Origin of the sequence: Bradyrhizobium sp. AZCC 1577, from assembly GCF_036924575.1 — a bacterium.
Lineage (GTDB): Bacteria > Pseudomonadota > Alphaproteobacteria > Rhizobiales > Xanthobacteraceae > Bradyrhizobium.
This window is the reverse complement of record NZ_JAZHRQ010000001.1, coordinates 1,612,449-1,636,587: the sequence shown is the minus strand read 5'-3', so window position 1 is coordinate 1,636,587 and position 24,139 is coordinate 1,612,449. Positions and strand designations below refer to the sequence as shown.

Annotated in this window: 25 protein-coding genes; 12 read left to right on the top strand and 13 right to left on the bottom strand. The window is 63.2% G+C overall.

Translation table 11 applies throughout. The features are described 5' to 3' along the window. Positions 1-50 precede the first annotated feature (50 nt). Complete coding sequence (locus V1278_RS07645) at positions 51-923, top strand: carbohydrate ABC transporter permease (protein WP_334365027.1); 873 nt, start codon at positions 51-53, stop codon at positions 921-923. Next, positions 920-1,771: a carbohydrate ABC transporter permease gene (locus V1278_RS07640; RefSeq protein WP_334365028.1), complete on the top strand. Its 852-nt coding sequence runs from the start codon at positions 920-922 to the stop codon at positions 1,769-1,771. The genes V1278_RS07645 and V1278_RS07640 overlap by 4 nt, the downstream gene beginning before the upstream one ends. Here V1278_RS07640 and V1278_RS07635 read toward each other — a convergent pair whose 3' ends face one another. Genes V1278_RS07635 through V1278_RS07625 form a run of 3 tightly spaced genes read right to left on the bottom strand, consistent with a single transcriptional unit; the run spans position 1,772 to position 4,682 of the window. Next, positions 1,772-2,590 (bottom strand): ABC transporter permease, encoded by an 819-nt coding sequence (locus V1278_RS07635; RefSeq protein WP_334380180.1) that lies wholly within the window; start codon positions 2,588-2,590, stop codon positions 1,772-1,774. After that, positions 2,587-3,501, bottom strand: coding sequence for an ABC transporter permease (locus V1278_RS07630; RefSeq protein WP_334365030.1), 915 nt, complete (start codon positions 3,499-3,501; stop codon positions 2,587-2,589). Before V1278_RS07630 ends, V1278_RS07635 begins: the two co-directional genes overlap by 4 nt. Next, positions 3,498-4,682 (bottom strand): ABC transporter ATP-binding protein, encoded by a 1,185-nt coding sequence (locus V1278_RS07625; protein WP_442893677.1) that lies wholly within the window; start codon positions 4,680-4,682, stop codon positions 3,498-3,500. The genes V1278_RS07630 and V1278_RS07625 overlap by 4 nt, the downstream gene beginning before the upstream one ends. A 169-nt stretch (positions 4,683-4,851) precedes the next feature. Here V1278_RS07625 and V1278_RS07620 point away from each other — a divergent pair, with 169 nt between their 5' ends. Then, the gene (locus tag V1278_RS07620) at positions 4,852-5,352 is read left to right on the top strand and encodes a GlcG/HbpS family heme-binding protein (protein ID WP_334365031.1); all 501 of its coding nucleotides are present in this window, start codon (positions 4,852-4,854) and stop codon (positions 5,350-5,352) included. Between the two features lie 38 nt (positions 5,353-5,390). Beyond that, entirely contained in the window at positions 5,391-6,701 is a 1,311-nt protein-coding gene (locus V1278_RS07615; RefSeq protein ID WP_334365032.1) for a tetratricopeptide repeat protein, read from the top strand. Between the two features lie 24 nt (positions 6,702-6,725). Here V1278_RS07615 and V1278_RS07610 read toward each other — a convergent pair whose 3' ends face one another. The 4 genes from V1278_RS07610 to V1278_RS07595 form a co-directional block, all read right to left on the bottom strand. Then, positions 6,726-7,742: an adenylate/guanylate cyclase domain-containing protein gene (locus tag V1278_RS07610; RefSeq protein ID WP_334365033.1), complete on the bottom strand. Its 1,017-nt coding sequence runs from the start codon at positions 7,740-7,742 to the stop codon at positions 6,726-6,728. Positions 7,743-7,756: 14 nt separating this feature from the next. Next, a complete protein-coding gene (locus V1278_RS07605; protein WP_334365034.1) occupies positions 7,757-9,217 on the bottom strand; it encodes a glycerol-3-phosphate dehydrogenase in 1,461 nt (486 codons plus the stop codon). 93 nt (positions 9,218-9,310) lie between these two features. Beyond that, positions 9,311-10,825 carry an ABC-F family ATP-binding cassette domain-containing protein gene (locus V1278_RS07600; protein ID WP_334380179.1) on the bottom strand — a complete coding sequence of 505 codons (1,515 nt, stop codon included), beginning with the start codon at positions 10,823-10,825 and terminating at the stop codon, positions 9,311-9,313. 403 nt (positions 10,826-11,228) lie between these two features. After that, the gene (locus V1278_RS07595; RefSeq protein WP_334365036.1) at positions 11,229-13,934 is read right to left on the bottom strand and encodes a sensor domain-containing protein; all 2,706 of its coding nucleotides are present in this window, start codon (positions 13,932-13,934) and stop codon (positions 11,229-11,231) included. Between the two features lie 258 nt (positions 13,935-14,192). On the opposite strand from V1278_RS07595, the gene V1278_RS07590 reads away from it, so the two are divergent. Next, positions 14,193-15,296, top strand: coding sequence for an NAD(P)/FAD-dependent oxidoreductase (locus V1278_RS07590; protein WP_334365037.1), 1,104 nt, complete (start codon positions 14,193-14,195; stop codon positions 15,294-15,296). An 86-nt stretch (positions 15,297-15,382) separates the two neighbouring features. Here the strand turns inward: V1278_RS07590 and V1278_RS07585 are convergent, their stop codons facing one another. Then, positions 15,383-15,568 carry a YdcH family protein gene (locus tag V1278_RS07585; protein WP_057858669.1) on the bottom strand — a complete coding sequence of 62 codons (186 nt, stop codon included), beginning with the start codon at positions 15,566-15,568 and terminating at the stop codon, positions 15,383-15,385. Positions 15,569-15,808: 240 nt separating this feature from the next. On the opposite strand from V1278_RS07585, the gene V1278_RS07580 reads away from it, so the two are divergent. The 3 genes from V1278_RS07580 to V1278_RS07570 all read left to right on the top strand — a co-directional run bounded on the left by V1278_RS07580 (position 15,809) and on the right by V1278_RS07570 (position 16,763). Then, a complete protein-coding gene (locus tag V1278_RS07580; RefSeq protein WP_028350152.1) occupies positions 15,809-16,015 on the top strand; it encodes a YdcH family protein in 207 nt (68 codons plus the stop codon). Positions 16,016-16,216: 201 nt separating this feature from the next. After that, positions 16,217-16,483, top strand: coding sequence for a hypothetical protein (locus tag V1278_RS07575; RefSeq protein WP_334380178.1), 267 nt, complete (start codon positions 16,217-16,219; stop codon positions 16,481-16,483). A gap of 28 nt (positions 16,484-16,511) precedes the next feature. Next, the gene (locus tag V1278_RS07570; RefSeq protein ID WP_028350150.1) at positions 16,512-16,763 is read left to right on the top strand and encodes a hypothetical protein; all 252 of its coding nucleotides are present in this window, start codon (positions 16,512-16,514) and stop codon (positions 16,761-16,763) included. A gap of 126 nt (positions 16,764-16,889) precedes the next feature. Here the strand turns inward: V1278_RS07570 and V1278_RS07565 are convergent, their stop codons facing one another. Further along, the gene (locus V1278_RS07565; protein WP_334380177.1) at positions 16,890-17,576 is read right to left on the bottom strand and encodes a GGDEF domain-containing protein; all 687 of its coding nucleotides are present in this window, start codon (positions 17,574-17,576) and stop codon (positions 16,890-16,892) included. 151 nt (positions 17,577-17,727) lie between these two features. Between V1278_RS07565 and purE the strand changes: the two genes are divergently transcribed. After that, entirely contained in the window at positions 17,728-18,216 is a 489-nt protein-coding gene (gene purE / locus V1278_RS07560) for a 5-(carboxyamino)imidazole ribonucleotide mutase (RefSeq protein WP_334380176.1), read from the top strand. Further along, positions 18,213-19,316: a 5-(carboxyamino)imidazole ribonucleotide synthase gene (locus V1278_RS07555; protein WP_334380175.1), complete on the top strand. Its 1,104-nt coding sequence runs from the start codon at positions 18,213-18,215 to the stop codon at positions 19,314-19,316. The genes purE and V1278_RS07555 overlap by 4 nt, the downstream gene beginning before the upstream one ends. A gap of 25 nt (positions 19,317-19,341) precedes the next feature. Here V1278_RS07555 and aqpZ read toward each other — a convergent pair whose 3' ends face one another. Next, the gene (gene aqpZ / locus V1278_RS07550; protein ID WP_334365043.1) at positions 19,342-20,064 is read right to left on the bottom strand and encodes an aquaporin Z; all 723 of its coding nucleotides are present in this window, start codon (positions 20,062-20,064) and stop codon (positions 19,342-19,344) included. A 245-nt stretch (positions 20,065-20,309) separates the two neighbouring features. Between aqpZ and rpsU the strand changes: the two genes are divergently transcribed. Then, the gene (gene rpsU / locus V1278_RS07545; protein ID WP_028350145.1) at positions 20,310-20,612 is read left to right on the top strand and encodes a 30S ribosomal protein S21; all 303 of its coding nucleotides are present in this window, start codon (positions 20,310-20,312) and stop codon (positions 20,610-20,612) included. Positions 20,613-20,836: 224 nt separating this feature from the next. Further along, the gene (locus V1278_RS07540) at positions 20,837-21,481 is read left to right on the top strand and encodes a tetratricopeptide repeat protein (protein WP_334380174.1); all 645 of its coding nucleotides are present in this window, start codon (positions 20,837-20,839) and stop codon (positions 21,479-21,481) included. On the opposite strand, the gene V1278_RS07535 is transcribed toward V1278_RS07540, so the two are convergent. The 3 genes from V1278_RS07535 to V1278_RS07525 form a co-directional block, all read right to left on the bottom strand. After that, positions 21,478-22,548, bottom strand: a complete 1,071-nt coding sequence (locus V1278_RS07535) for a hypothetical protein (protein ID WP_334380173.1) — start codon at positions 22,546-22,548, stop codon at positions 21,478-21,480. The genes V1278_RS07540 and V1278_RS07535 overlap by 4 nt on opposite strands. A gap of 193 nt (positions 22,549-22,741) precedes the next feature. Continuing rightward, positions 22,742-23,026 carry a cupin domain-containing protein gene (locus tag V1278_RS07530; protein WP_057847321.1) on the bottom strand — a complete coding sequence of 95 codons (285 nt, stop codon included), beginning with the start codon at positions 23,024-23,026 and terminating at the stop codon, positions 22,742-22,744. A 15-nt stretch (positions 23,027-23,041) separates the two neighbouring features. Beyond that, on the bottom strand, positions 23,042-24,139 hold the full coding sequence (locus V1278_RS07525; RefSeq protein ID WP_334380172.1) for a calcium:proton antiporter: 1,098 nt from the start codon (positions 24,137-24,139) through the stop codon (positions 23,042-23,044).

Sequence of the window (24,139 nt, the reverse complement as noted above, 5' to 3'; positions counted from 1 at the left end):
CAGGGACGACGGCGTAGCTGCGGCCGGCATCTCGTTCCAAGAGTATACGTATGGCAATCACGCTTTCGGGCGATCAGGCAATTCCAAGCCCGCCTTTGTCAGCCCGGCTGACCACACCGCAGGTCTGGGGCATCGTGCTGCTCGCCCCCTATCTGCTGGTGTTCCTGGCCTTCGTGGTCTATCCGGTCGGCTACGGGCTGTGGCTGGCGCGGCATCCGGCGAGCTATGTCGCGCTCTATCACGACCCGATCTTCGCGCGCGCCGCCGTCAATACGCTGATCTTCCTCCTGGTCGGCATCAATCTGAAAATGGCGATCGCGCTGTTCCTGTCCGGCTTCTTCGCCCAGCAGCGCACCTGGATCAAATGGCTGTCGGTGCTGTTCATCCTGCCCTGGGCGGTGCCGTCGATCCCGACAATCCTTTCCGTGCGCTTCATGCTCAATCCGGAATGGGGCGTCATCAACCAACTGATCTTCAAATTCACCGCCGAGGACGGCCCGAACTGGTTGAACGATCCGAGCGTCGCGCTCGCCATGGCGATCGGCGTGCACATCTGGAAATCGCTGCCGTTCTGGACGCTGATCCTGATGACCGGACGACTAGCGATCTCGCACGATCTCTACGAAGCCGCCGAGGTCGACGGCGCAAGCTGGTCGCAGAAATTCCGCTACATCACCTGGCCGTCGATGCAGACGCTCTACATTACCTGTACGCTGCTCTCGATGATCTGGACGCTGGGCGACTTCAACAGCGTGTATCTGCTCACCGGCGGCGGCCCCGCCGACCTCACCCATGTACTGGCCACGCTCGGCATCCGCTATCTCCGGCTCGACCAGCTCTCGCTCGCGATGGCCTCCATCGTCTGCGCGCTGCCGTTCGTGTTGCCGCTGGTCTATTTCATGATGAAACGGTTGTCGCGATGAAGCTGCCAACACTCCGCGAGATCGGCACCGAAGCAAAATTGCTGCTGATCGGCATCCCCGTGCTCATCTGGACGCTCGTGCCGATCTACCACATGTTCCTGTTCGCGATCTCGCCGAAGGAAGACGCGTTTTCCGGCAAGCTTTGGCCCACGCATCCGACGCTGAACAATTTCAAGATCGTGTTCTACCAGGAGCACTACTTCCTGCGCGATTTTTGGATCCAGTTCTTCAATTCGGTGGTGATCGCCCTTTCGGCGGGCGCGCTGACGCTCTTGATCGCGACCGCCGCGGCGTTCTCGATCTCGCGGCTGCGCGTTCCCGGCGGGCGCTGGGTGATGAATCTGGCGCTGTTCACCTATTTCATCCCGGCGGCATTCCTCGCCGTGCCGATGTATCGCACCATGGGCAATTACGGCCTCCTCAACAATCACTGGTCGCTGATTCTCGCGATGGTGACGATCGCGTCCCCTTACGCGATCTGGGTTTTGAAGCAGGCGTCCGACAAGCTGCCGGTCGAACTTGATGAAGCCGCCACCATGGACGGCGCTACCACCCTGCAACTGTTCCGGCTGGTGTATGTGCCGCTGATGATGCCCTCGCTGGTGGCGATCGGCACCTACGCGATCCTGCTCGCCTGGAACGAATATCTCTACGCGTTCCTGCTGCTGTCGAAGGATACCGAGATCACGCTCCCCGTGGCGCTTGGCAACTTCCTGGCCGCCGACGACTCGCCCTGGGAATTGCTGATGACCACCGGCTTCATCTACGCGCTGCCGCCGGCCGCGATCTATTACGCGTTCAAGCGCTACATGGTAGGCGGACTGACGGCCGGCGCGGTGAAGTCGTGACTACAGCGGCGCCGCGCTCTTAGCCTCCGAGCTCGACAGCTTCGCAGCGAGCGAAGCGAGCACGATGAGCACCGCGATCAGCGCGATCACCATGGTGCAGATCGCGTTGATCTCCGGCTTTACCCCCAGCCGCACCTCGGAATAGATCCGGATCGGCAGCGTTGCCGAGCCGGGGCCGGTGGTGAAGCTTGCGATCACGACATCGTCGAGCGAGAGCGTGAAGGCCAGCATCCAGCCTGCGGCAATGGCAGGCACGATCAGCGGTAGCGTCACCCGAATAAACGCCTGCACCGGATCGCAACCGAGATCCATAGCGGCCTCTTCCAGGCTGCGATCGAGCGAAGCGAGGCGCGACTGCACCACCACGGTGACGAAGCACATCGTCAGCGTGGTGTGCGCGATCGTCACGGTCCAGAAGCCGCGCTCGGCGTTGAGCGCCACGAACAGCAACAGCAGCGACAGCCCTGAGATCACCTCGGGCATCACCAGCGGCGCGTAGAGCATGCCGGAAAACAGCGTCCGCCCCCTGAAGCGCTCGCCGCGAACCAGCCCGACTGCCGCGAGCGTGCCGAGCAGCGTTGCGATCGTGGCCGATACCGCGGCGACGCGAAGGCTCATCCATGCCGCATCCAGCATGGCGCGGTCGTTGAAGAATTCATGATACCAGCGCAGCGACCAGCCGCCCCACACCGTGACCAGCCGCGAGGCGTTGAAGGAATAGATGACGAGGATCACGATCGGCAGATACAGAAACGCCATCCCCAGCGCGAGCGCGGTGATGTTGAATGGCGAGATCCTGCCGATACGTTGCGCCATCATCGATCGCCCTCCAATGTGCGGCGCTGCAGCCGGTCGTAGAGCAGTAGCGGCGGCACCAGCAGCACCAGCAAGGCGACCGCGGCGGCGGCGGCGACTGGCCAGTCCTTGTTGGTGAAGAATTCGAGCCACAGCGTCTGGCCGATCATCATCGAACCGGAGCCGGCCAAAAGATCGGGGATCACGAATTCGCCGATGATCGGAATGAAGCACAGCAGCGCGCCGGCGCCGACCCCAGGCAAGGACAACGGGAACGTCACCAGCCAGAACGCCTGAAGCGGCGACGAACCGAGATCGCTTGCGGCTTCCAAAAGCGAGGGGTCCATCTTCGAAAGCGTCGCGTACAGCGGGAGGATCATGAACGGCAGATAGGAATAGACGATGCCGAGATACATCGCAGTATCGGTCGAGAGCCACACCACCGGCGACGAGACCAGATGCAGCGCGAGTAGAATTTTATTGAGCAGCCCGTCATGCTGCAAAATATTGATCCAGGCATAGATGCGGATCAGGAACGAGGTCCAGAACGGCACGATCACCAGCATCATCGCGATCGGCTGCCAGCGCTGCGGTAGCCGCGCCATGCCATAGGCGATCGGATAGCCAATCAAGAGCAGGATCAATGTCGAGGTTACGGCAACAACGACGCTGCGCAAATAGGAGCTGATATAGAGACTGTCCGAGATCAGCAGCCTGAAATTATCGAAGGACAACTGCGCGAAGGCCGCGCTGATCGCAGCCCATCCTTCGGAGAAATCGAACACGGGCACATAGGGCGGCTGCGCGATCGCGGTCTGCGACAGGCTGATCTTCACCACGAACCCGAACGGCACCAGGAAGAACAGGACCATCCACAGGTAGGGCGCGATGGCGGCATACCGCGCCGGCTGCGCGAAGATGCGGCGCGTGCTCATCGCTCCAGCACCACGCAATCGTCGGGCGTGAACCACGCCGCCACGCGCTGACCGGCGCTCAAAGTGTCGATATCAAGCCGCGCAGTATTGGCGATCGACGAGCGTACCACCGCGCCGGAATCGAGCTTGATCTTGTAGACGGTCGAGCCGCCGAGATAGCTGACATCGGCAACAACGCCCTCGAGCCGGTTGATTGCCTGCAAGGTGCCCGTATCCGATGCCGGGCCGCGGCGCGACAGCTTGACCTTCTCGGGGCGTATCGCGACCGAGACCACCGTCTTGCCGACGAGATCGCGCGGCTCGGCGACCACGATGCTTCCGCCGTCGCGGGTCGCAATCGTCAGGCGATGGTCTTCCTGCGAGGTGACCTCGCCGTCGAACACATTGACGTCGCCGACGAACTGGGCGACCCAGCGCGAGGCGGGCGCCTCGTAGAGATCGCGCGGGGTAGCGACCTGTTCGAGCCGGCCGGCATCCATGACGCCGATCCGATTCGCCATCGTCATCGCCTCTTCCTGGTCGTGGGTGACGACAATGAAGGTCATGCCGAGGCGGCGCTGCAGTTCCATCAATTCGAGCTGCGTGCTTTCACGCAGCTTCTTGTCGAGCGCCGCCAACGGCTCGTCAAGCAGCAGGACCTTGGGCCGCCGGGCCAGCGAGCGCGCCAGCGCCACGCGCTGCTTCTGGCCGCCGGAAAGCTGATCCGGCCTGCGCTTCTCCATGCCCTCGAGCTTGACCAGCGCGGCCATCTCGCCCACGCGGGTATCAATGGCGGCGCGCGCCATCCCGGCGCGCTTCAGGCCGAACGCGATGTTGTCCCAGACCGAGAGATGCGGAAACAGCGCGTAGTTCTGGAACATCATGTTGACGGGCCGCTCATGCGGCAGCACCGGCGCGATATCGCGGCCACCGAGCAGGATGCGGCCCTCGTCCGGGGTTTCGAAACCGGCAAGCATCCTGAGCAGCGTGGTCTTGCCGCAGCCGCTCGGGCCCAATAGCGCAAAGAACTCGCCTGCGTTGACGTCGAGCGAGAGCCGGTCCACGGCGCGGAAACTGCCGAATTTCTTGGATACGCCTTCGATGCGGAGCAGCGGCGTGTCGCCGGCCGGCGCCATCGGCGTCGCCTGCGCTACAGCCGTGTTGATTTTCGCTGTGTCGATCTCAGGCGATTGCCCGCTCATGTCATTTGCCTGCGCCATCATGGCCGCACGCTAGCGGCGGATCGCCATCCGCTCAACCGGCCCGGAACAAGCAGCCACAATATTCTGGATGCAGCTCCCGTCTCTGGTAAGGTTCGGAATTCGCAGAAAGCCGGCCGCCGCGCGCGATGGGAATGATCGGGAGAGATTGATGACCGTTCGAAATTTGGTGGCAGCGACGGCGATCTCTTGCCTGCTCGCCAGCTCGGCCGCCGCCCAGGAAGCCATCGTCACCTACAAATCGCTGAGCCCCGAGGTGGCGCTCGATCTGGCGCGCGCGACGCTGGCGGATTGCCGCAAACGCGGCTTTCAGGTGTCGGTCGCCGTGGTCGATCGCTTCGGCGTGACGCAAGTATTGCTGCGCGACCGCTTTGCAGGCGCACATACGGTTTCGACCGCTTCGGGCAAGGCATGGACGGCGGTGAGCTTTCGCACCAGCACGGCCGAACTCGTCGCCAACAGCCAGCCCGGAACGATGCAGTCCGGAATCCGCGATCTGCCGGGCGTCGTCATCATCGGCGGCGGGCTGACGGTCGAAGCGGCAGGTTCGCTGCTGGGCGCTGTCGGCGTCTCCGGGGCTCCTGGCGGCGACGCGGACGAAGCCTGCGCCAAAGCAGGCATCGATGCCATACGCGACAAGCTCGACTTCTAGACCTGACGATGTCATCGCACGCCCCTAGGACAAGAACGATGAACCGCGACAGATATGACCTCCAGCTGACAACCGCCTCGGATCGCGCCGCGGCGCATTATCGCGAAGGCGTCGACTGCATACTGTCGGCCTGGCACGGTGCCGAGGACGCCTTCGACAAGGCGATAGCGGAAGATCCCGGCTTTGCGCTGGCGCATATCGGCCGCGCCCGGCTGCATCAGCTCAACATGGAGGGCAGCAAGGCGCGTGCCGTGGCGGCGCAGGCCCGTGAACTGGCCGCCGGCGCGAGCCCGCGCGAAAAAAGCCATGTCGAGATCATGGCCGCCGTGATCGAGAGTAAGCCGAAGGTCGCGGTGACCGGCGCCGAGGCGCATCTCGAAGAGTATCCGCGCGACGCGCAGGTGCTGTCGATCCTGCTCGGCGCGTTCGGTCTCTACGCGTTCTCGGGCCGTCCCGATCACGATGCGGCCAAGCTCGCGATCTGCGAACGCCACGCACGCCATTATGGCGAGGACTGGTGGTTTGTCAGCTACCTCGGCTGGTCGCACACCGAGGCGGGAAATCTCTCCACTGGCCGGACGCTGTCCGAGCGCGCGATGGGGCTGCGATCGGCCAACGCCAACGCGGCACATGGTCTCTCGCATGCGATGTTCGAGCAGGGCGACATGGAGGCCAGCCGCGGCTTCCTTTCGCAATGGATGCCGGCGCATGAGCGCCAGAGCTTTCTGCATGGGCACCTGGCCTGGCACGGCGCGTTGACATTGCTCGACGCCGGCGATCCCGACGGCGCGCTTGCGATCTACGAACAGCATATCAAGCCGGCGGGCCGGCCATATCCGCCGCTGAACATCTTCACCGACGGCGCCTCGCTGCTGTGGCGGCTTGCGCTGGCCGGCCAGACCGGGCTGGAGGCGCATTGGCAGGATATCGCCGCCTATGGCGAAAAGTACTTTCCGCAAGCCGGTGCACATTTTGCCGACGTTCATTTTGTGCTGGCCACCGCAATGACCGGCAGCGATGCGCTGGAGACGCGATTGGCGCAGGTCGAAGCACGCGCAGCCGACGGCAAGCTGTTGCCGGGGCAGGCTGCCATCGACCTCTGTCGCGGCATCCGGGCGTTTGCGGAAGGCGACAATGCGGAAGCGATCCGCCTGCTCGAACCGGCCCTTGCCGACTTGACGCGGATCGGCGGCAGCCACGCCCAGCGCGAATTGTGGGAGGACACGCTGATCGTGGCGTACCTGCGCGCCGGTCGCGGCGAAGCGGCCGCGAGCCGCATCTCGGCCCGGCTTGACCGTAGGCCTTCGGCGCGTGACGAGGCCTGGTCGCGGCAAGCGCAGCGAAACTAGGCGAGGTCAAGCAGGTCGCGACGATCAGCCACGTCGCTCGACGGCAAACACCTCGATTGCCGCCGCCCGTCCCCGCAAGCGAACTTCGCCGAGCGCTTCGACGGCGAAAACCGGCTTCAGCTTCATGTGGCGCAGCAGGTCGGAAGACACCAGCAAGTTCCGGCCAACCTCCTTGCAGTGCTCCTGCAGCCGCGCCGTCACGTTCACGGTATCACCGAAATAGGCAAGCTGGCGGCGTGAGCTGCCGCACTCGCTGATCACCACGTAACCGGCATGCAGGCCAGCGCGGAAGCTCGGCACCATGCCGAACTCTTGCCGATAAGAGTCAGCTTTGTTCGCTATACTGTCGGCAATCGCGAAGAAGCATTCGATGCAGCGCGCCCCCGACATCCTGTCATCGAGCGGCCACGTCACGATGACCTCATCGCCGACATAGGCGTGAACCTCGCCGCCATGCGCGACGATCGCACCATCGATGTCGAAGAAGAAGCGGGTGAGCAGGCCCTGCACGCGCAGTTCGCCCATCGTCTCCGCGAGCGAGGTCGAACCTGCGAGATCGAGAAACATCAGCACGCGCGCTTCCCGCACCGGGCTTCGGTATCGCCCGAGCGCTACGTTGAACAGCACGCGGCTGCCGACCAGCCGTGTCAGTTCGAAGGTTGACAGGACGATCAGGGATGCGAAGAAGCTAAACGCAACGACAATGGGAAACTTCTCCATCAGCCACTTCGTCTCGATCCATTCCCAGTACAGCGTTACCTGCAAGACCAGCGCCGCGCTCGCGACCACGATGGCCATAGTCGCTGAGCGCACCGCCAGATCCATCAGTAACGGCCATTTGCTGATCCACGCACTTCGTCGCGACGTGAAGTAGAGATGAACACCCCAGGCGGCCAGCGTGATGCCCATCCCATGCAACATGCTCCGGAGATAGTACGGCAACGTTGCTTCGATCGGATCGTCAATGAAATAGCGATAGGCTATTCCCCCGAGCAAGCCGATGATCGCCAGGAAGACGGTTGGCCTGATCACGCCCCGCATGTCGCACCCATTCGTCAGACGGCCGCTGCCATGAACGCCGCCAGCGCGTCGCGGTCCTCCGGCAGCATGGTGAGGCCAAGCTTCGAGCGCCGCCACAAGACATCGTCCGGAAAGCGCGCCCATTCCCGCTGCATGAGATAGCGGACCTCTGCGCCCGTCAATTCCGGTCCGAAAGCAAGGCCGAGTTCGTCGCGCTCCTTGGCGTCGCCCAGGATCGCCTTGACGTTCGAGCCGTAGGCCGCGACCAGGCGCCGCGCTTGATCCTCGCCGAGAAATCGCCAGCGCTCGCGCACTTCGTCGACTTCGTTGTCGAAGCGGTCCCAGGCAAAATCACCGCCGGGCAGCGGCGCCGTCGCGGTCCAGCGCGGCGACATCGGATAGAACGGCGTCAGCTTCGAGACCGCCTGCTCTGCGCGCAGCCGCGACGTCGTGACGTCGCCGCCGAACACCGTGAGCAGCGGCGCTCTTCCGCGGCCGTGGTCGAGCGTCATCGCCCCGTCGCGTCCGCTCGCGGCGTTCCGCACCATGTTGGCCCCGGAAAGCGTACGCACCACATCGACCGTCTCGATCCGCTCGCGGAAATAGCGGTTCGCCGCATCGCAGAGATAGGCGACGTCACCGGCCGCCATCGCAACGATGGCTGGATCGCCCTTGAAAGCATGGTTGACGGTGCCGATCAGGGTAAAATCGCGCTCATAGGGGCTTGCGAAAATCAGTCGTCCATCGCTGTTCTGGAATACATAGATATTGTCGCTGTCGAACAGACGACGGACCACGATCTGGTCCATCTGCTCGGCGGCAACCTTCGGCGGCGGCACGCGCAACACCGTCTCGGCGACGGACGACGTCCAGGCGCCGCTGGCGTTGACGATCGCCCTTGCCGTGATCACCTGGCGAAAACCGCGATCGATCGTCACCAGCCGCCATTCCCTGCCCCGTTCGGCCCGGGTGCAGCGCGCGCCGGTGCGAATCACCGCGCCGCGCGCCGCGGCATCGACGGCCGTGAGCACCACCAGCCGGGAGTCGTCCACGACACAGTCGGAATACTCGAAGGCGGTGCCGAACGGGCGCTTCAGCGCGTTGCCGATCGGATGATGCGTGACGTCGACAGTCGCCGAGGCCGGCAGACCGCTGCGCGAGGCCAGCCGGTCGTACAACAGCAGCCATGAGCGCAACTGCCAGTCCGGGCGTTCATCCGAATGGGCGGGAATCGCAAAGCGCATCGGGCGCACCAGATGCGGCGCGATCCTGAGCCAGATGTCGCGCTCGGCGAGCGCCGTCCGAACCCGCAAGAAATGCCGGCGCTCAAGGCTTGCCAGATCGCCGTGAATCAGCCGAGGCGAGGCCGACGAGGCGCCCGCGGCGAGATCGCCCTGCTCCAGCAGGATGACGCGCAGGCCGCGGCCTGCGGCGTCCCGCGCGATGCTGACGCCGTTCAACCCGCCGCCAATGATCGCGAGATCGTAGTCCGCCATACGCTATGGGTGACTGGAGAGAAGCTGACTTCACTACACTAGGTCATGATGGCCAAAAGTGGATGGCGCTCCTGGAAATGAATCAAGCGCCGCTCAGCCGGTTGCGCCGATCGATGCGAAAAAGCGCTCCGGTCCTTCCAGTTCCACCAGCTTCTTTTTTTCGATCAGCCAGAACCGGTTTCCTACCGTTCGCATGAAGTTGCGATCATGTGAAACCAGCAGGCAGCTTGCCTGATGCTCCAGCAATTCGTCCTCCAGCACTTCCTGCCCCTCGATGTCCAGGTGATTGGTAGGCTCGTCGAGCAGATAGAAGTTTGGCTGGGCAAGCCGCAGCAAGAGCATGCCGAGACGCGCCTTCTGTCCGCCGGAAAGCCGGCAGATCGGACGGCGCTGCATCGCAACCGACAGGCCTGCTCCGGCGAGCAATGCGCGCGCACGCTGATCGCCGACATCGAATCGGCTGACGATCGTGTGCATCGGCGTGTCGGCATCGGCAAGATCCTGTCCGCAATAGCCGAGAGCAAGCGACTGCGTAACCTTGATACAGGCCCGCATGGCTTCCGGGTTTTCGATCGCTTGGCGCAGCATCGCCACGAACCGGGTCTTGCCCGCCCCGTTCGGTCCCAGGAGCACGATCCGGTCTCCCTTGCAGATGAACTGCTTGCCGGTCTTGAACAGCAATCTGCCGTCCGGGGCAGAGACGGCGGCATCGTTCAGCGCAATCAGAACCTTGGCGTGTGTTCCGCGATTGGCCAGCTTGATCATCCCCGCGGGTCGCTCCAGATGCGCGGGTTTTGCCGCATCTTCCAGCCTCTCCGCCCGCTGCTTTAATTGCTTGGTTTTTTGCAACAGAAGGTCGCTGCCGGAATTGATGCCGATATTGTTGAGCTTTGCGGCGCGTTGGCGAAGCTGCGCGGCCGCCTTTACGTCACGTTGGTAGCGCCGTTCGTCCGATGCATCGATCTCGCTAAGCGCGACGCGAGCCCGCGTGTAGGGCAGGGAAAATATTTGCGACTGCTCGGGTCTCAAGAATACCGTGCGGTTCGTGGTTGCGTCGAGAAAGGCCCTGTCATGGCTCGAAATGACGACCGGCATATCGCGCGGCAGCGCGTTCAGCCAATCTTCAAGCTGACGGATCCGGGCGAGGTCCAGATGGTTGGTTGGCTCGTCGAGCAACAACACGTCGGCCTCGGTCACCACGACGCGGGCAAGCAAGGCAAGCCGCTGCCAACCGCCGCTCAGTTGCTTCAGCGGCCTCTGCCGCAGCGCCTCGGGCACCTCCAGCGATTCCAGAGCAATTTCGACTCTCCAGCTCTCGCTTTGCCGTCGTTCGACGGGTAGCGCCTCGAGCACCGCCGCCTCAAACGGCGTATCCATCAGCACCGACGGCACGTCCTGCTCGACATAGCCGATGGTCAGTCCGCGCGATCTGGTGATCTCGCCTTCTGGCTCCATCAGGCAGGCAATGCAGCGCAGCAGCGTGGATTTGCCGCGCCCATTGGCCGCGACGAGCCCGATACGGTCACCGGCATTGACGACAAGGTTCAGTCGGGAAAACAGCGGAGCATTCAGCGTCACGCCGAGATTGCGGATAGTGATAAGGGTCATGATCGTTTTCTGGTCTTGCCGGCGACCACGGCATCCGGGCATGCAGCCATCAGCGGATGTCCGTGTCGAAGCGCGGCGAGGTACTGAAATGCGGGCGTGAACGAGCAACCGTTCGACGCCGCAATTGCAACGAGGGCAGACCAGGAAGAGATTTGCGAAAGGTCTCTGGTCAGCCCTGCAAACGCATTTGCAGGGCGTTGACGGGGCCACGCTGGCGATAGTGCCGGAAAAATGTCGTCACCGCGCAGCCCTCCTTTCTCGATCAGATAGGCCGTCAAAGTAGCCGGGCAGGCAAAGGAAGGCAAGCAAAGGCATCGTCGAGCTCAAATCCGAAAAGCCCGAAAGGTTACGCGCTCAATGGCATCATTGGGTCGTGAGACATCGGTGACGCAGTTTGGCGAAATCAGGCGCTGGCGAGCTTGCGCGCAGCCTCGATGGCATTTGCGACGCTGCGGCCGACCAGCGCGGCGTAGTGCCCGATAGGTTGGGGCTTGCCGAGGAAATAGCCCTGCACCGCGTCGCAGCCCTCGTCGGCGAGGAAGCCGAGCTGTTCCTGGGTCTCCACGCCTTCGGCAACAATCGACATTTCGAGGCCGTGGCCGAGATCGATGACGGCGCGCACGATCGCCGCCGATTGCGGATTGCGCCCGAGATTCATGACGAAGGCGCGGTCGATCTTGATCTTGTCGAACGGGAAGGCCTGCAGATAGCTCAGCGAGGAATAGCCGGAACCGAAATCGTCCATCGAGATGCGCACGCCGAGCGCCTTCAGCCGCCGTAGCAGTGCCAGACCGCGGTCAAAATCCTCGATCAGCACGCCTTCGGTGATTTCGAGCTCGAGCCGGTCGGGCGCGAGGCCAGTCTCGAGCAGGATCGAATGCACCAGGCTGACCAAATCGCCGTGCATGAATTGCGCCGGCGACAGGTTGACGGCGATCTGCATCGGCACCGGCCAGGAGGCAGCCTCCCGGCAGGCTTCACGCAGGATCCAGACGCCCATTTCGACGATCAGGCCGCTTTCTTCGGCAAGTGGAATGAAATCGCCGGGCGACACGAAGCCGCGCACCGGATGTATCCAGCGCGCCAACGCCTCGAAGCCGATGACCTTGCTGTTAGCGATCGTCGGGCCCGCCGCGGCCTGCGGCTGGTAGTACAGCGACAATTCGCCGTTCCTGATCGCCATCGAAAGATCCTGGTGCAGCACGCGGCGATCGCGAATCTGCTGGTCCATCTCGGGCTCGAAAACATTGATCGAGCCGCGCGACTTCTGCTTGGCGCGGAACAACGCCGCGCCGGCATTGGCCAGCAACGAAGCGGCATCCGGACCGTTATGCGGAAAAACCGAGATGCCGGTCGTCATACCAGTCCGCACCGATTTGCCGTCGATCACGAACTCGTCTGACAGCGCCTGCGCGAGTTTTTCGGCAAGCGCCTTGCCCGCCTCCGGCTGCTTGCCGTCGATGATCAGGCCGAACTCGTCGCCGGAGAGGCGGGCCACCACGCCGCCGCGGGCACAAGCCTGGATGCGGCCGGCAACCTCGATCAACAGCTTGTCGCCGGTGGCGTGGCCGAATACGTCGTTGATTTCCTTCAGGCCGTCGAGGTCGACGCACAACACCGCGAATTCCTCGTCCGTGCCGGCACAGGCCTCGATCATCTGGGCCAGCGCCTGCAGGAAAGCGGCGCGGTTCGGCAGATCCGTCAGGCCGTCATGGTAGGCCATGTGCGCCATCCGCGACTCGGTCTGGCGGCGATCGGTGACGTCCTCATGGGTCTTGATCAGATATTGCGGCTCGCCGGCCTCGTCGAGCACCGTCATGCGGCGGGTCAGGAACAGCCGCAAGCCATCCTTGGTCGAGATCGGGTGCTCTTCGGTGAGCAGGCCACGCTTCTTGATCGCGGCCTCGTCGCGGGCGATGATCAATTTGGCTTCGCGCGGATTGAAGATGTCGGCGGCGGTCAGGCCGGTAGCATCCTCACGGCGGCGATTGAGAATGGTCTCGGCGCTGCGGTTGGCGAGCAAATACCGGCCGTCGCTGACACGCTCGACGATCAGCGACACCGGGATGTTGTCGACCACCAGTTCGAGGAATTTCTTGGTGTTTTCGAGTTCGCGCGACAGCGACCGGCGGTCGGTGACGTCGTCGAACAGCGTAATCAGGAATTCCGGCTTGTTGTTCTCGTTGCGCGCGACGACGCGGTTTGCGGAGACAACGCGCTTTTCGTCACCCCGTTCGACGACGTATTCGCTGCGGTGATAGCCTTCCGGCGCGGTCAGCGCCGCCTGGTCCGCCGCTTCGATGCTTTTCGCGGTTTCGGGCCGGGAGATCTCGTCGGCGCGCCTGCCGATGATGTGATCGCGGGAGAAACGCGAGAATCGCTCGAACGCTCGGTTGGCGAAGATATAGCGGCCGTCCTCGATGTTCTTGGCGGCGACGCAGACCGGAACGTTGTCGAGCACCGATTCCAGAAACTTGGTGGTCGATGCCAGCTTGCGCGACAATTGGCGCTGCTCGGTGCAATCCTCATGCGTTCCGATCGTCCCGCCATTGGGCAGGCGGAAGATCTTCGACAACACCGATCGACCGTTCGGCAGTTCGGTGACGACACCTTCCGGGCGGCGGGCAAGCTTGCCGAACTCTTCGGCGGTGTGATTGAGCAGTCCCCGCTCGCGCCGCAGTTCGAGCAGTTCGCGGCCGGTCATGCTGCTCGAAATCTCGGTGCGGCTCAGCCCGTACATTTCGAGGAAACGCTCGTTGCAGAAGACCACGCGGTTTTGCGCGTTGGTCATCATCACGCCCTGGTTGAGATTGTTGAGCGCCGAACTGATGAACGCGCTGCGCTGCAATTGCGCGCGCTTCGCCCCGCGCAGCGCCGACAAAATCCAGATGCCGATCGCGGCCAGGAAGGAGGTGACGACGATCCCGCCGAGCAGGAACTCCCAGGCCATAGTGGAATCGAATTCCCCGATATGGCTCGCCGGCGCAAAGCCGCTCGAGGATGCGGCCCCCCAAGCCAGCCCGCACGGCGCGGCAATGGCGAGCAGACAGACGAGGACCTGCGCCGGAATCCAATTCTTCCGTCCTGCCTGCCGGTTGCTGTCAGCCATTACCCACCCGAGGTTTGCGGGTGGAGTGTCTGGCTTGACGGGTTTGGATCGGGTAAACGACTACCCGCACAATTCTAAAATATGACCCAAATTACGGCAATTGGCCCGACATGATTAATGCTTCGTTAATGGGACTGCGTTTACTGCGTATTTCGAGGCAAACCAACGGGTTGTTCGACAGCTCCACCGAACCCAACGATGATTGCCGAGCGTGGCAAGCGCCGATTTCGGCGCCAGATTTCCGGGCCTGAAGCTGACATGGACAAGGTCGATTGCGTCGTCATCGGAGCGGGGGTGATCGGGCTCGCGATCGCACGGCGCCTGGCCCAGGCGGGCCGCGAAGTGATCGTGCTCGAGGCCGCCGAGGGTATCGGCACCGTCACCTCCTCGCGCAACAGCGAGGTGATTCATGCGGGCATCTATTACCGTGCCGGCAGCCTGATGGCGCAGATGTGCGTCAGCGGCAAGCGCGCGCTCTACCGGTATTGCAGCGACCACGGCATTCCGCATCGCAATTGCGGCAAGCTGATCGTGGCGACGACGCCGAAGGAAACCGAGAAGCTGCAATCGATCCGCGCGCATGCCGAGGCCAACGGCGTCGACGACATGCAGTTGCTGACGGGCGAAGCGGCGCGCGAACTGGAGCCGGCGTTGAATTGCGATGCGGCGCTGTTGTCGCCATCCACCGGCATCATCGACAGCCACGCCTACATGCTGGCGCTGCGGGGCGATGCGGAAGAAGCCGGCGCGGCTTTCGCATTCCACACCCCGCTGCTGCACGCGCGAACCAACGCCGGTCATATCGAAATCGAAGCCGGCGGCGATGCGCCGATGACCCTTGCGTGCAACCTGCTCGTCAATTCGGCCGGATTGGGCGCGCCCGCGGTGGCGCGCAGCATCGAGGGCATGCCGATCGAAATGATTCCCTGTGCTTATCTCGCCAAGGGCAATTATTTTAGCTGCAGTGCGCGGGCTCCATTTTCGCGCCTGATCTACCCGGTGCCGGAGCCCGGTGGGCTGGGCGTGCACCTCACCCTCGACATGGCCGGACAGGCCCGGTTCGGCCCCGACGTCGAATGGGTCGAGAGCATCGACTATGCGGTGGACCCTGCCCGCGCCGAACGATTCTATCCCGCGATCCGGCGCTATTGGCCGACGCTGCCGGACGGCGCGCTGATGCCAAGCTATTCCGGAATCCGTCCGAAAATCGTGCCGCCGGCCGTCGCCACGCAGGATTTTCTCATCCAAGGTCCTGCCGATCACGGCATCGCCGGACTGATCAACCTGTTCGGCATCGAATCGCCGGGACTGACATCATCGCTTGCGATCGCCGATCACGTCGGCGCGCTGGCGGAGCTGTGACGGAGGCCGAAGTATCACCGACAGGCGGACGAGCGCATCGGCGCCCATCCGGCCGTGTGGGGATTTTCGATACTTTGCTGGACTACTTAGTGGAGGGTTTCGTCGGCGGTTTGCTTCAACCGCTCGATCTGATCCTTGACCATCAACTTGCGGCGCTTCAACTCGACAATTTGCAGGTCGTCTGTGGAAAGGTGCACGAGCGCTTCGTGCAATTCATTCTCGAGAATCTTGTGCTTACGTTCAAGCTCAACAAGATGCGCCTGTAGTGCCATACGAAATCTCCTCGGTGGGTGAAACCTCAGATTCGATCCGGACGTGCGAGTGTACACCAGCCGCCGAATCTGTCGATGGGTATCCAGAATCGGGGCCTCTCATATTTTCGGATTTATCTGTAACCAATCGTGACTATGGAACCCGATCAGCTTGCGGAGCGGCCTCGCAGGGACGATATTCACCGCCAGCTTCCGAAGAATCCGTTCGCAACCTGATCGCGCTTTCAGCTAACGTACGCCATGACCGACGATGATGAGCGCGAGCTTGAAACCGAGCTCGCCAGGCTGCAGCAGGAGCATCGCGATCTCGATGCGGCGATCGATGCGCTGCATCAGTCGCCGGCGCCGGACTTGTTGCGGCTGCAGCGGCTGAAGAAGCGCAAGCTGCAGTTGCGCGACCGCATCGCCTTCATCGAAGACCAGATCACGCCCGACATCATTGCCTGATCGTTGCGCTTGCCGCGCTCCGCTGGTTCGGCGCGCAAAACCGTGCGCCTTTCGGCAAATCCTTTTCCCCGACATCCACACCCACGGCGGCTCGTGGGCTTGGCGGACGGCCAAAAAACAGGCCTTCGGCTGGCGGATGCGGCTTGACTCGACTAGAACAAAAAGAGAACATACCTTCCTGCCAGCCTCGGGAGTCCAGCCATGTCCACCACACCGCCCCTGTCCGACAACAACCGTTACGAGCAGACCTGCGATCAGGCGATCGCGATGTGCGACGGCAATCTGCGCTCGACTATCAAGGCGCTGATCATGGCGAACGAGTATCTGGAAATCGAACTGGGGGAGCTGCAGGCCGCGATAGCAGCCGGCTGTGTGCCGGCGAAAGCATTTTCGAGCGGAGTGGATACCGGTTCGCGTGAAGAAAACGCGTCAAAACAAAGACCACGTGCGAGTAGCAACGCGGCCTGATCCGGAGCGATCACACTGGAGCGATACAATGGCCGATGTCACCTATTACGTCGCAATGCCATTCCTGCAGGACGATAGCGGCTCGCCGGTGGCGGGCGCCGCGGAAGAATGTCAGAGCCCGACCACCGCGTTGCGGCGCGCCGAGACGATGTCGCGGATGGCCGGCAGCATCGGCGCCGTTGCCTTCAGCCGCAGTGGCGATCCCATGATGGGTGAATTCGGCGATGCGAAACTGCTGCGCAAGTTCGGCAACGTGCCGGACGATCTCAGCGGGCTTTAGCCAGATCGTTGATCGGAATTTGTAGGGTGGGCAAAGCGCAAGCGTGCCCACCAACTTTTCTTCCATGCTCGTCTGTTGGTGGGCACGGCGCGAAGCGCGCCTTTGACTCAGTAGGATTGGCCCACACTACGCCTTCGCCTCATGCCGCCGCAGCGCCTTGCGCACATACATGGCGCTGTCGGCCGCTTCCAGCGCACGACCGGCTTCGGAGTGGGTATCGAGCACTGAGACGCCCGCGGAGGCGCCCGCGGTAATGGTGCGGCCATCGAACACGAAGCTGAGGCGATCGATCGCCTCCTCCAGCGCGGCCGCCTTGGCCCTGGCGTCGGTCTCGCTGAGATTCCACAACAGCAGCGCAAACTCGTCGCCGCCGAGCCGGCCCACCATGTCGGAAGAGCGCACCTGCGCCAGCAGCGCCGCGGCAACGGCCTTGAGCACCTGGTCGCCCGCGGCATGTCCGAAGGCGTCGTTGATCGGCTTCAGCCGATCAACATCGAGCACGACCAGGGCACCGGAGGCGCGATAGCGCTTCATATAGGCGATCGCGCGATTGAGCTCGCGCTCGAAACCGCGCCGGTTCGGGATGCCCAACAGGAAGTCGGTATCGGCGGAGGCCTGAAGTTCCTCGATCTGCGCCTGCGTCCGGGCCAGTTCGGCCTTGAGACGGCGAATCGTTGCCTTGGTGCCGTTGGATACCGCTGGCGGCCGGGACGCCTGGCCGGACGCCCGCCTTGGAGCGATTTCTCGCCCGGAAGCCGCGCTTTTAAGGCGTTTTCCGGCCCTGGAGGCGGTCGCCCTGGTTTTCTTCTTCATGGCCTTCCCTGTGCAGGCACGCTTATGAAGGCTTGCCGGGATTCACCAAGACAGGATAGTCCATTCCTGATCCCTTGCCACGCCTTGGATGAGCCCCGGGCCGACCCTATAATCGGCCTATGTTTCTGGATTCCCGAACAGAATTGACGAGATGACCGCACCGATCGCCATCATTATGGGCAGCCAGTCCGACTGGGAGACCATGCGCCACGCCGCCGAGACGTTGGCGGCGCTCGGGATCGATTGCGAAAAGCGCATCGTCTCGGCCCATCGGACCCCGGACCGGCTGTTCGCCTTCGCCAAGGGCGCCAAGGCTCTGGGTTTCAAGGTCATCATTGCCGGCGCCGGTGGCGCGGCGCACCTGCCCGGCATGGCGGCGGCGCTGACGGAACTCCCCGTGTTCGGCGTTCCCGTCGAATCCAAGGCGCTGTTGGGGATCGATTCGCTGTACTCGATCGTGCAGATGCCGGCCGGCGTTCCCGTCGGCACGCTGGCGATCGGCAAGGCCGGCGCCATCAACGCAGCCCTGCTTGCGGCAAGCGTGCTCGCGCTGAATGACCCGGCGCTGGCGACGCGATTGGCCGCCTGGCGCAAGCAGCAGACGGATGCGGTCAAGGAGCGCCCGGAGGGTTCGGCGTGACGGTTTCAGACAAGGTGAAGCTGAAGCCGGGCGACACGATCGGAATTCTCGGCGGCGGACAATTGGGCCGGATGCTGGCCATGGCGGCGGCGCGCCTCGGCCTCAAATGCCAGGTGTTTTCGCCGGACCCGGACTCGCCCGCCTTCGACGTGGTGCTGAACGCAACCTGCGCCGAATATGCCGACGTCGAGGCGCTCGAATTGTTCGCCAATGATGTCGACGTCATCACCTATGAATTCGAGAACGTGCCGGCCGCCACCGCCATGGTGCTGGCTGCGCGCCGTCCGGTGTTGCCGGCGCAGAAAATCCTCGAAACCACGCAGGACCGGCTGATCGAGAAGGATTTCATCAAGCGGCTCGGCATCGACACCGCCGACTATGCCGACGTGTCGTCGGCGGAAACCCTGCAGAGCGCCATTGCCCGCATCGGCCTTCCCGCCGTGATCAAGACCCGCCGCTTCGGCTATGACGGCAAGGGCCAGGCGATTATTCGCGAGGGCGACGACCCCATCCGTATTTGGGAAGAACTCGGCACCAAATCCGCGATCCTCGAAGCCTTCATTCCCTTCGAGCGCGAGATCTCCGTGATCGCCGCGCGATCGGCGGATGGCCATGTTGAATGCTACGACGTCACCGAAAACGAGCATCGCGATCACATCCTGAAATTCTCGCGCGTGCCGGCCGCGATATCGGATGAGTTGGCCGCACAGGCGCGAGCCGTTGCCGAGAAGATCGCTCATGCGCTCGACTATGTCGGCGTGCTCGCGGTCGAGCTGTTCGTCGTTGCCGGAAACGGCGGACCGCACGTGTTGGTCAACGAGATCGCGCCGCGGGTGCATAATTCCGGGCACTGGACGCTGGACGGCGCCTCGATCTCCCAGTTCGAGCAGCACATTCGGGCGATTGCCGGCTGGCCGCTCGGCAAGCCGATTCGTCACGGCCAAGTCACTATGACCAACCTGATCGGCGACGATATCCTCGACTGTGAGCAATGGCTGACGGTTCCCGGCGCCACGGTCCATCTTTACGGCAAGGGCACACCGCGGCCGGGCCGCAAGATGGGCCATGTCACTGAGGTGGCTCCGGCAAGCAAGAAGTAGCTCGCCCGCCGGGCACGTTTGCAGATCAGGCGGTCTTCAAGCCTTCCACGACGCCGGCCGGCTCCTCGCTGAGCCAGCGATAGATCGCGCCGCCGAGCGCACCGCCGATCAAGGGCGCAACCCAGAACAGCCAAAGCTGCGCCAGTGCCCAGCCGCCGACGAACAGCGCGGGCCCGGTGCTGCGCGCGGGATTTACCGACGTGTTGGTGACGGGGATACTCACGAGATGGATCATCACCAGCGCCAATCCGATGGCGAGCGGCGCAAAGCCCGCAGGCGCCTTGCCGTGGGTGGCGCCCATGATGATGAACAGGAACGTCATGGTCATCACCACTTCGGTGATGAAGCAGGCCACCATGCTGTACTGACCGGGCGAATGCGCGTCATAGCCATTGGAGGCAAAGCCCTTGGCCAGATCGAAGCCGGGCGCGCCGCTTGCGATCACATAGAGCAATGCCGCAGCAGCAACAGCACCGATCACCTGCGCGATCACGTAAGGAACGATCTGCTGCGCCGGAAACCGTCCGCCGGCCGCGAGGCCGATCGTGACGGCGGGATTGAGATGACAGCCGGAGATGTGGCCGATCGCATAGGCCATGGTCACGACGCTCAGGCCGAATGCCAGGGACACACCGACCAGGCCTATACCGACCTCCGGAAAACCGGCGGCGATGACCGCGCTGCCGCATCCCGCAAAAGTGAGCCAAAACGTGCCGATCGCTTCAGCGGTATATTTTTTGGTATTCATACTCGCCTCCCGCATGTTTTTGCGCTGCTGGATGTTAGGGAGGGGCCCGTGAAGGGCTCGTTATTTGAGGAAACGGGCCCGTATCAGCCGATTTTCGCAGCTTTCCGGGGCCGGAAACCGCCTTCTCAGGTGGACATCTGCGGTTTTGTCTGCTACATGCCCGCGCTCAGGGTTGAGGACCAGGCCTTTCGCCGGCCCTTCGCTTTACCAGAATTCCTATCCGATCAATTGAAAGAGGATGCCGCGTGCAGGTTCTCGTCCGCGATAACAATGTCGATCAAGCCCTCAAGGCGCTGAAGAAGAAGATGCAGCGCGAGGGTATCTTCCGCGAGATGAAGCTCCGCGGCCATTACGAAAAGCCGTCCGAGAAGAAGGCCCGTGAAAAGGCCGAAGCCGTGCGCCGCGCGCGCAAGCTGGCCCGCAAGAAGCTGCAGCGTGAAGGCTTGCTGCCGATGAAGCCCAAGCCGGTGTTCGGCGCCGGTCCCGGTGGCGACCGTGGCGGCGCCGGCGGCCGTGGCCCGGGCGCAGGTCCGCGCGGACCGCGCTAAGCAGTTCGCTAGGTTTGAATGAAAAACGCGGGCCCTTGGGTCCGCGTTTTGTTTTTCGCGCTTCTGTTCCACAGAATTCGGGCGCGCCGGAAAATCGGCGCTCTCGCGCGCGGCCTGCTCGATAACACGCATCGCCGTCGACGCCGTTGCGGCCATTTTGACCGATGCATTTTGCGAGCCATCGGGTTACCTATGCCATGTTCGACGCGCGAGAATTCCGCCGCATGGCCCTTACCGATTGCAACACACTTCCCTGCGCTTCGCGCTTCACGGCCGCATCCATCGTGCTGCTCGCGATCGTTCTCGGCCTGCCCCTCGGCGGCTGTTCGTTCGACCTGGGATCGTGGGGATCGGACAAGGAAAAGCCACAGGCCGTCGAGCAGAAGCCGACCGGCACGATCAGCGGACAAAGCGTCAGCGATGCCCAGGGCCACGCAACGCGCGGCCAGACGCTCGCCAAATCCGGCAAGGCCGAGGAAGCGCTCGCGGAATTCGAGCGCGCGCTCGCACTCGATCCCTACAACGTGCAGGCGCTGTACGGCCGCGGCCTGATCTATCAAGCCGACAAGCAGCATGAGCAGGCGATCGCCGATTTCACAGCGGCCAATGGCCTGACGCCGCAACGGGTCGAGCCGCTGCTGGCGCGGGCGAGCAGCTACCTTGCCATCGACAAGGCAAAGGAAGCCGCTTCCGATCTGGACGAAGCGGTGCAGGCCGATCCCAACAGCGCGCCAGCTTGGTCGGCGCGTGGCGTCACCTATGAGCGCCTGGGCGAAAAGGCCAAGGCGTTCACATCCTACGGCCGTGCGCTCGCGCTCCGCCCCAAGGACGAAGCCGCACGAAACGGGCTCGCCCGTACGGGCGGTTAGCGACTTTCTGTCGAAGACCGCAGACTATTTCTCGGAAGCACCGCGTGGAAGATCGACTTAGCAGTCGACAGCGCGTCCTCGGCAGCCGCCGTGGCGCGTTCGCGGACGGAAGGCTCCGCAACTTCGGCACGCAGATCGAGCGGGCGCGAGACCGGAATTTCGGCGGGCGGGACTGGGCGGTTCGGGTCCGTGGCCTCAGCATAAGGCGGCCGTGCCTGCGGCGAAACCTGACCATTGGGTTCGCCAGCGGGTGAGCCCGAGACCATGACCGGCGGCGGCAGCGGACGAAGCGCGGGCGCATTCACGGCAGCAGGCGCACTTGCGACCCTGGGTGCTTCGGAAGCACGGGGTGCTTCGGGAGCACGGGCCGTCTCGGGGGCGCGCGGAGACGTTTCGCCATTGGCGCGCAGGCGTTCGATCGCGGCGCGCGCCAGATCGTTGGCGTCGCGCCGTTCATCCGGAGTAACCGCAGTCTCGACCGGGGCGGCCGGCGCAGCCGCCACAACCGGAGTGGCCTGGGACGCCACCGGCTGCACGGGCGACGGCAGCACGACCCTGATCTTTTCCTTTTCGCGCGGCGCCGCTGCATGACGGCGCTGATCGGCCGGATTGCTGGTGGCGTCGGCCGGGTTCTCGGCCGATTTCACGTCGGACTTAGGATCGGAAGGCTTGGAATCGGAGGATTTAGCATCGGCTTTGGCGTCAGCCTTCGCTTCGGACTTTTCTTCGGCTTTCGCTTGGGCCTTTTCAGCCACCGCCGGTCGTTCGGCAGCGGTCTTCTCCATGATGGCCTTCTCGGAGATACCCCTCGCCTTGACGCCTGCGGCCGGAAGATTGCTGACGCTGGCCGTGGTCTCAGACGTCTTCGCATCGGACGTCTTCGCATCGGAGGTCTTGGCACCGGATTTGGCTTCAGCCTTGCCGGGATTGGCGGCCGACGCCGCCGCCGCGGGAGCGTCCGCGCTGGGCTTGGCCACGATGTAGTGGTTGACGATGTACGCCCCGATGACCGTCGCGGCCACCGAGGGGAAGATGTCCACCGCAAATTTCTTCACGTAATTCAGCATTCCGGCCACTCCCCGCGGCCCTTTAATTGCTGGAACTTTGAGGCACATTGAGGGATCAACTGCGACGGATCGGTGGCAATTCAGCAGTTCTCGTGCAGGTCGGACGACACCGGCTTGGGTCGGCTAAAGTTACCTAGCTGGTCCGGGTCACAGGGCGAGGCCCGGAAACAGCCTAGAACCCGCGGCTAGGTGGTCAGGGCTTCAGCTCGACCTCCAGGAACACAATCTCGCTTGCGGTCTCGTTCAGCACGTCGTGCTGGACCCCAGCTTTCCGGAAATAGGATTTGCCGGAGGCGAGCTGCGCCTTGGTGCGTTCGCCGTTGGGCGCCACGATCGTCATCTCGCCCGACGTCACCGGCACTATCACGTAATCCATTTCATGGGTGTGGTGGCCGGTGGCACTGCCCGGAGCCAGCCGCCATTCGGTGACGCGGACTTCTGATGTGTCGACCTGAACGTCGGATTTGGCGGCAAGCATTTCACTCTTCTCCGATTACGGCACGAACACCATAAACACGAACACGGCAAACACTACCATGTGCACCAGCCCGAACAGGATGTTGGTACGGCCGGTGCCGAAGGTGAGCATGCTCAGGAAGAACGTGAGCAGCAGCAACACCATGCCCTGACCATTGAGCCCGAGCACGAGTTCCTTGTCGAGCGCGTAGGTGGCCACGCCGACCGCGGGAATAGTCAGCCCGATGGTTGCCAGCGACGATCCGAGCGCGAGATTGATACTCTTCTGCAGATCATTGTTGCGCGCCGCTGCAATAGCGGTGACCCCCTCCGGAAGCAGGATGAGGACCGCGACCAGAACGCCCGCGAACGCCGGCGGGGCACCGATCATCGCGGTTACGACGTCGACCACGAGCGAAAATTTCTTCGCCAGAAGCACCACGGCAAGCAGGGAGATAAGCAGCAGCGCGACGCTGAGCGCCAGCATCCGGTTCGACAGGGATGATGCTTCGGTGGCAGCACCGTCGCCTCCCTTGATGAAATAATCACTATGCCGGATCGTCTGGGTATAAAGGAACACGCCGTAGAGCATGAGCGTGACCAGGTCCACAAAGCCAAGCTGCGCCGACGAATAGATCGGCCCGGGCGCCGTCAGCGTATAATTGGGCATGATCAGCGTAATGGTCGCCAGCACGAACAGCACGCTGAGATAAAGGTTGGCGCCCGAGACCTGAAAATCCTGCTCGCGGTAGCGCAAGCCGCCAATGAAGATGCAGAGGCCGACCAAGCCGTTGCACACGATCATCACCACCGCAAACACGGTGTCGCGCGCCAGCGCCGGCTGCGGCTTTTCGCCGAGCATGATGGTGGCGATCAGCGCGACCTCGATGATGGTGACGGCGAGCGTCAACAGCAGCGTGCCATAGGGTTCGCCGATCCGCTCGGCAATCACCTCGGCATGGTGCACCGCTGCGAATACGGTGCCGAACAGGATCGCCAGCAGCAACACCGCAAACACGACCCCGCCGGCCGATGGTGTAAAGTCGATATCGAGGCCGGTAGCCACGGCAAAGAGCAGCACCGCCAGCACGGGGAATATCCAGGCTGATCGCGGCATCGGTTCATGTGCGCTCAT

Bases quoted from the DNA above. Each gene is read 5' to 3' on its own strand.
- V1278_RS07645 (WP_334365027.1), top strand. From the start codon at position 51: ATGGCAATCACGCTTTCGGGCGATCAGGCAATTCCAAGCCCGCCTTTG.
- V1278_RS07640 (WP_334365028.1), top strand. From the start codon at position 920: ATGAAGCTGCCAACACTCCGCGAGATCGGCACCGAAGCAAAATTGCTG.
- V1278_RS07635 (WP_334380180.1), bottom strand. From the start codon at position 2,590: ATGATGGCGCAACGTATCGGCAGGATCTCGCCATTCAACATCACCGCG.
- V1278_RS07630 (WP_334365030.1), bottom strand. From the start codon at position 3,501: ATGAGCACGCGCCGCATCTTCGCGCAGCCGGCGCGGTATGCCGCCATC.
- V1278_RS07625 (WP_442893677.1), bottom strand. From the start codon at position 4,682: ATGAGCGGGCAATCGCCTGAGATCGACACAGCGAAAATCAACACGGCT.
- V1278_RS07620 (WP_334365031.1), top strand. From the start codon at position 4,852: ATGACCGTTCGAAATTTGGTGGCAGCGACGGCGATCTCTTGCCTGCTC.
- V1278_RS07615 (WP_334365032.1), top strand. From the start codon at position 5,391: ATGAACCGCGACAGATATGACCTCCAGCTGACAACCGCCTCGGATCGC.
- V1278_RS07610 (WP_334365033.1), bottom strand. From the start codon at position 7,742: ATGCGGGGCGTGATCAGGCCAACCGTCTTCCTGGCGATCATCGGCTTG.
- V1278_RS07605 (WP_334365034.1), bottom strand. From the start codon at position 9,217: ATGGCGGACTACGATCTCGCGATCATTGGCGGCGGGTTGAACGGCGTC.
- V1278_RS07600 (WP_334380179.1), bottom strand. From the start codon at position 10,825: ATGACCCTTATCACTATCCGCAATCTCGGCGTGACGCTGAATGCTCCG.
- V1278_RS07595 (WP_334365036.1), bottom strand. From the start codon at position 13,934: ATGGCTGACAGCAACCGGCAGGCAGGACGGAAGAATTGGATTCCGGCG.
- V1278_RS07590 (WP_334365037.1), top strand. From the start codon at position 14,193: ATGGACAAGGTCGATTGCGTCGTCATCGGAGCGGGGGTGATCGGGCTC.
- V1278_RS07585 (WP_057858669.1), bottom strand. From the start codon at position 15,568: ATGGCACTACAGGCGCATCTTGTTGAGCTTGAACGTAAGCACAAGATT.
- V1278_RS07580 (WP_028350152.1), top strand. From the start codon at position 15,809: ATGACCGACGATGATGAGCGCGAGCTTGAAACCGAGCTCGCCAGGCTG.
- V1278_RS07575 (WP_334380178.1), top strand. From the start codon at position 16,217: ATGTCCACCACACCGCCCCTGTCCGACAACAACCGTTACGAGCAGACC.
- V1278_RS07570 (WP_028350150.1), top strand. From the start codon at position 16,512: ATGGCCGATGTCACCTATTACGTCGCAATGCCATTCCTGCAGGACGAT.
- V1278_RS07565 (WP_334380177.1), bottom strand. From the start codon at position 17,576: ATGAAGAAGAAAACCAGGGCGACCGCCTCCAGGGCCGGAAAACGCCTT.
- purE (WP_334380176.1), top strand. From the start codon at position 17,728: ATGACCGCACCGATCGCCATCATTATGGGCAGCCAGTCCGACTGGGAG.
- aqpZ (WP_334365043.1), bottom strand. From the start codon at position 20,064: ATGAATACCAAAAAATATACCGCTGAAGCGATCGGCACGTTTTGGCTC.
- V1278_RS07540 (WP_334380174.1), top strand. From the start codon at position 20,837: ATGGCCCTTACCGATTGCAACACACTTCCCTGCGCTTCGCGCTTCACG.
- V1278_RS07535 (WP_334380173.1), bottom strand. From the start codon at position 22,548: ATGCTGAATTACGTGAAGAAATTTGCGGTGGACATCTTCCCCTCGGTG.
- V1278_RS07530 (WP_057847321.1), bottom strand. From the start codon at position 23,026: ATGCTTGCCGCCAAATCCGACGTTCAGGTCGACACATCAGAAGTCCGC.
- V1278_RS07525 (WP_334380172.1), bottom strand. From the start codon at position 24,139: ATGAGCGCACATGAACCGATGCCGCGATCAGCCTGGATATTCCCCGTG.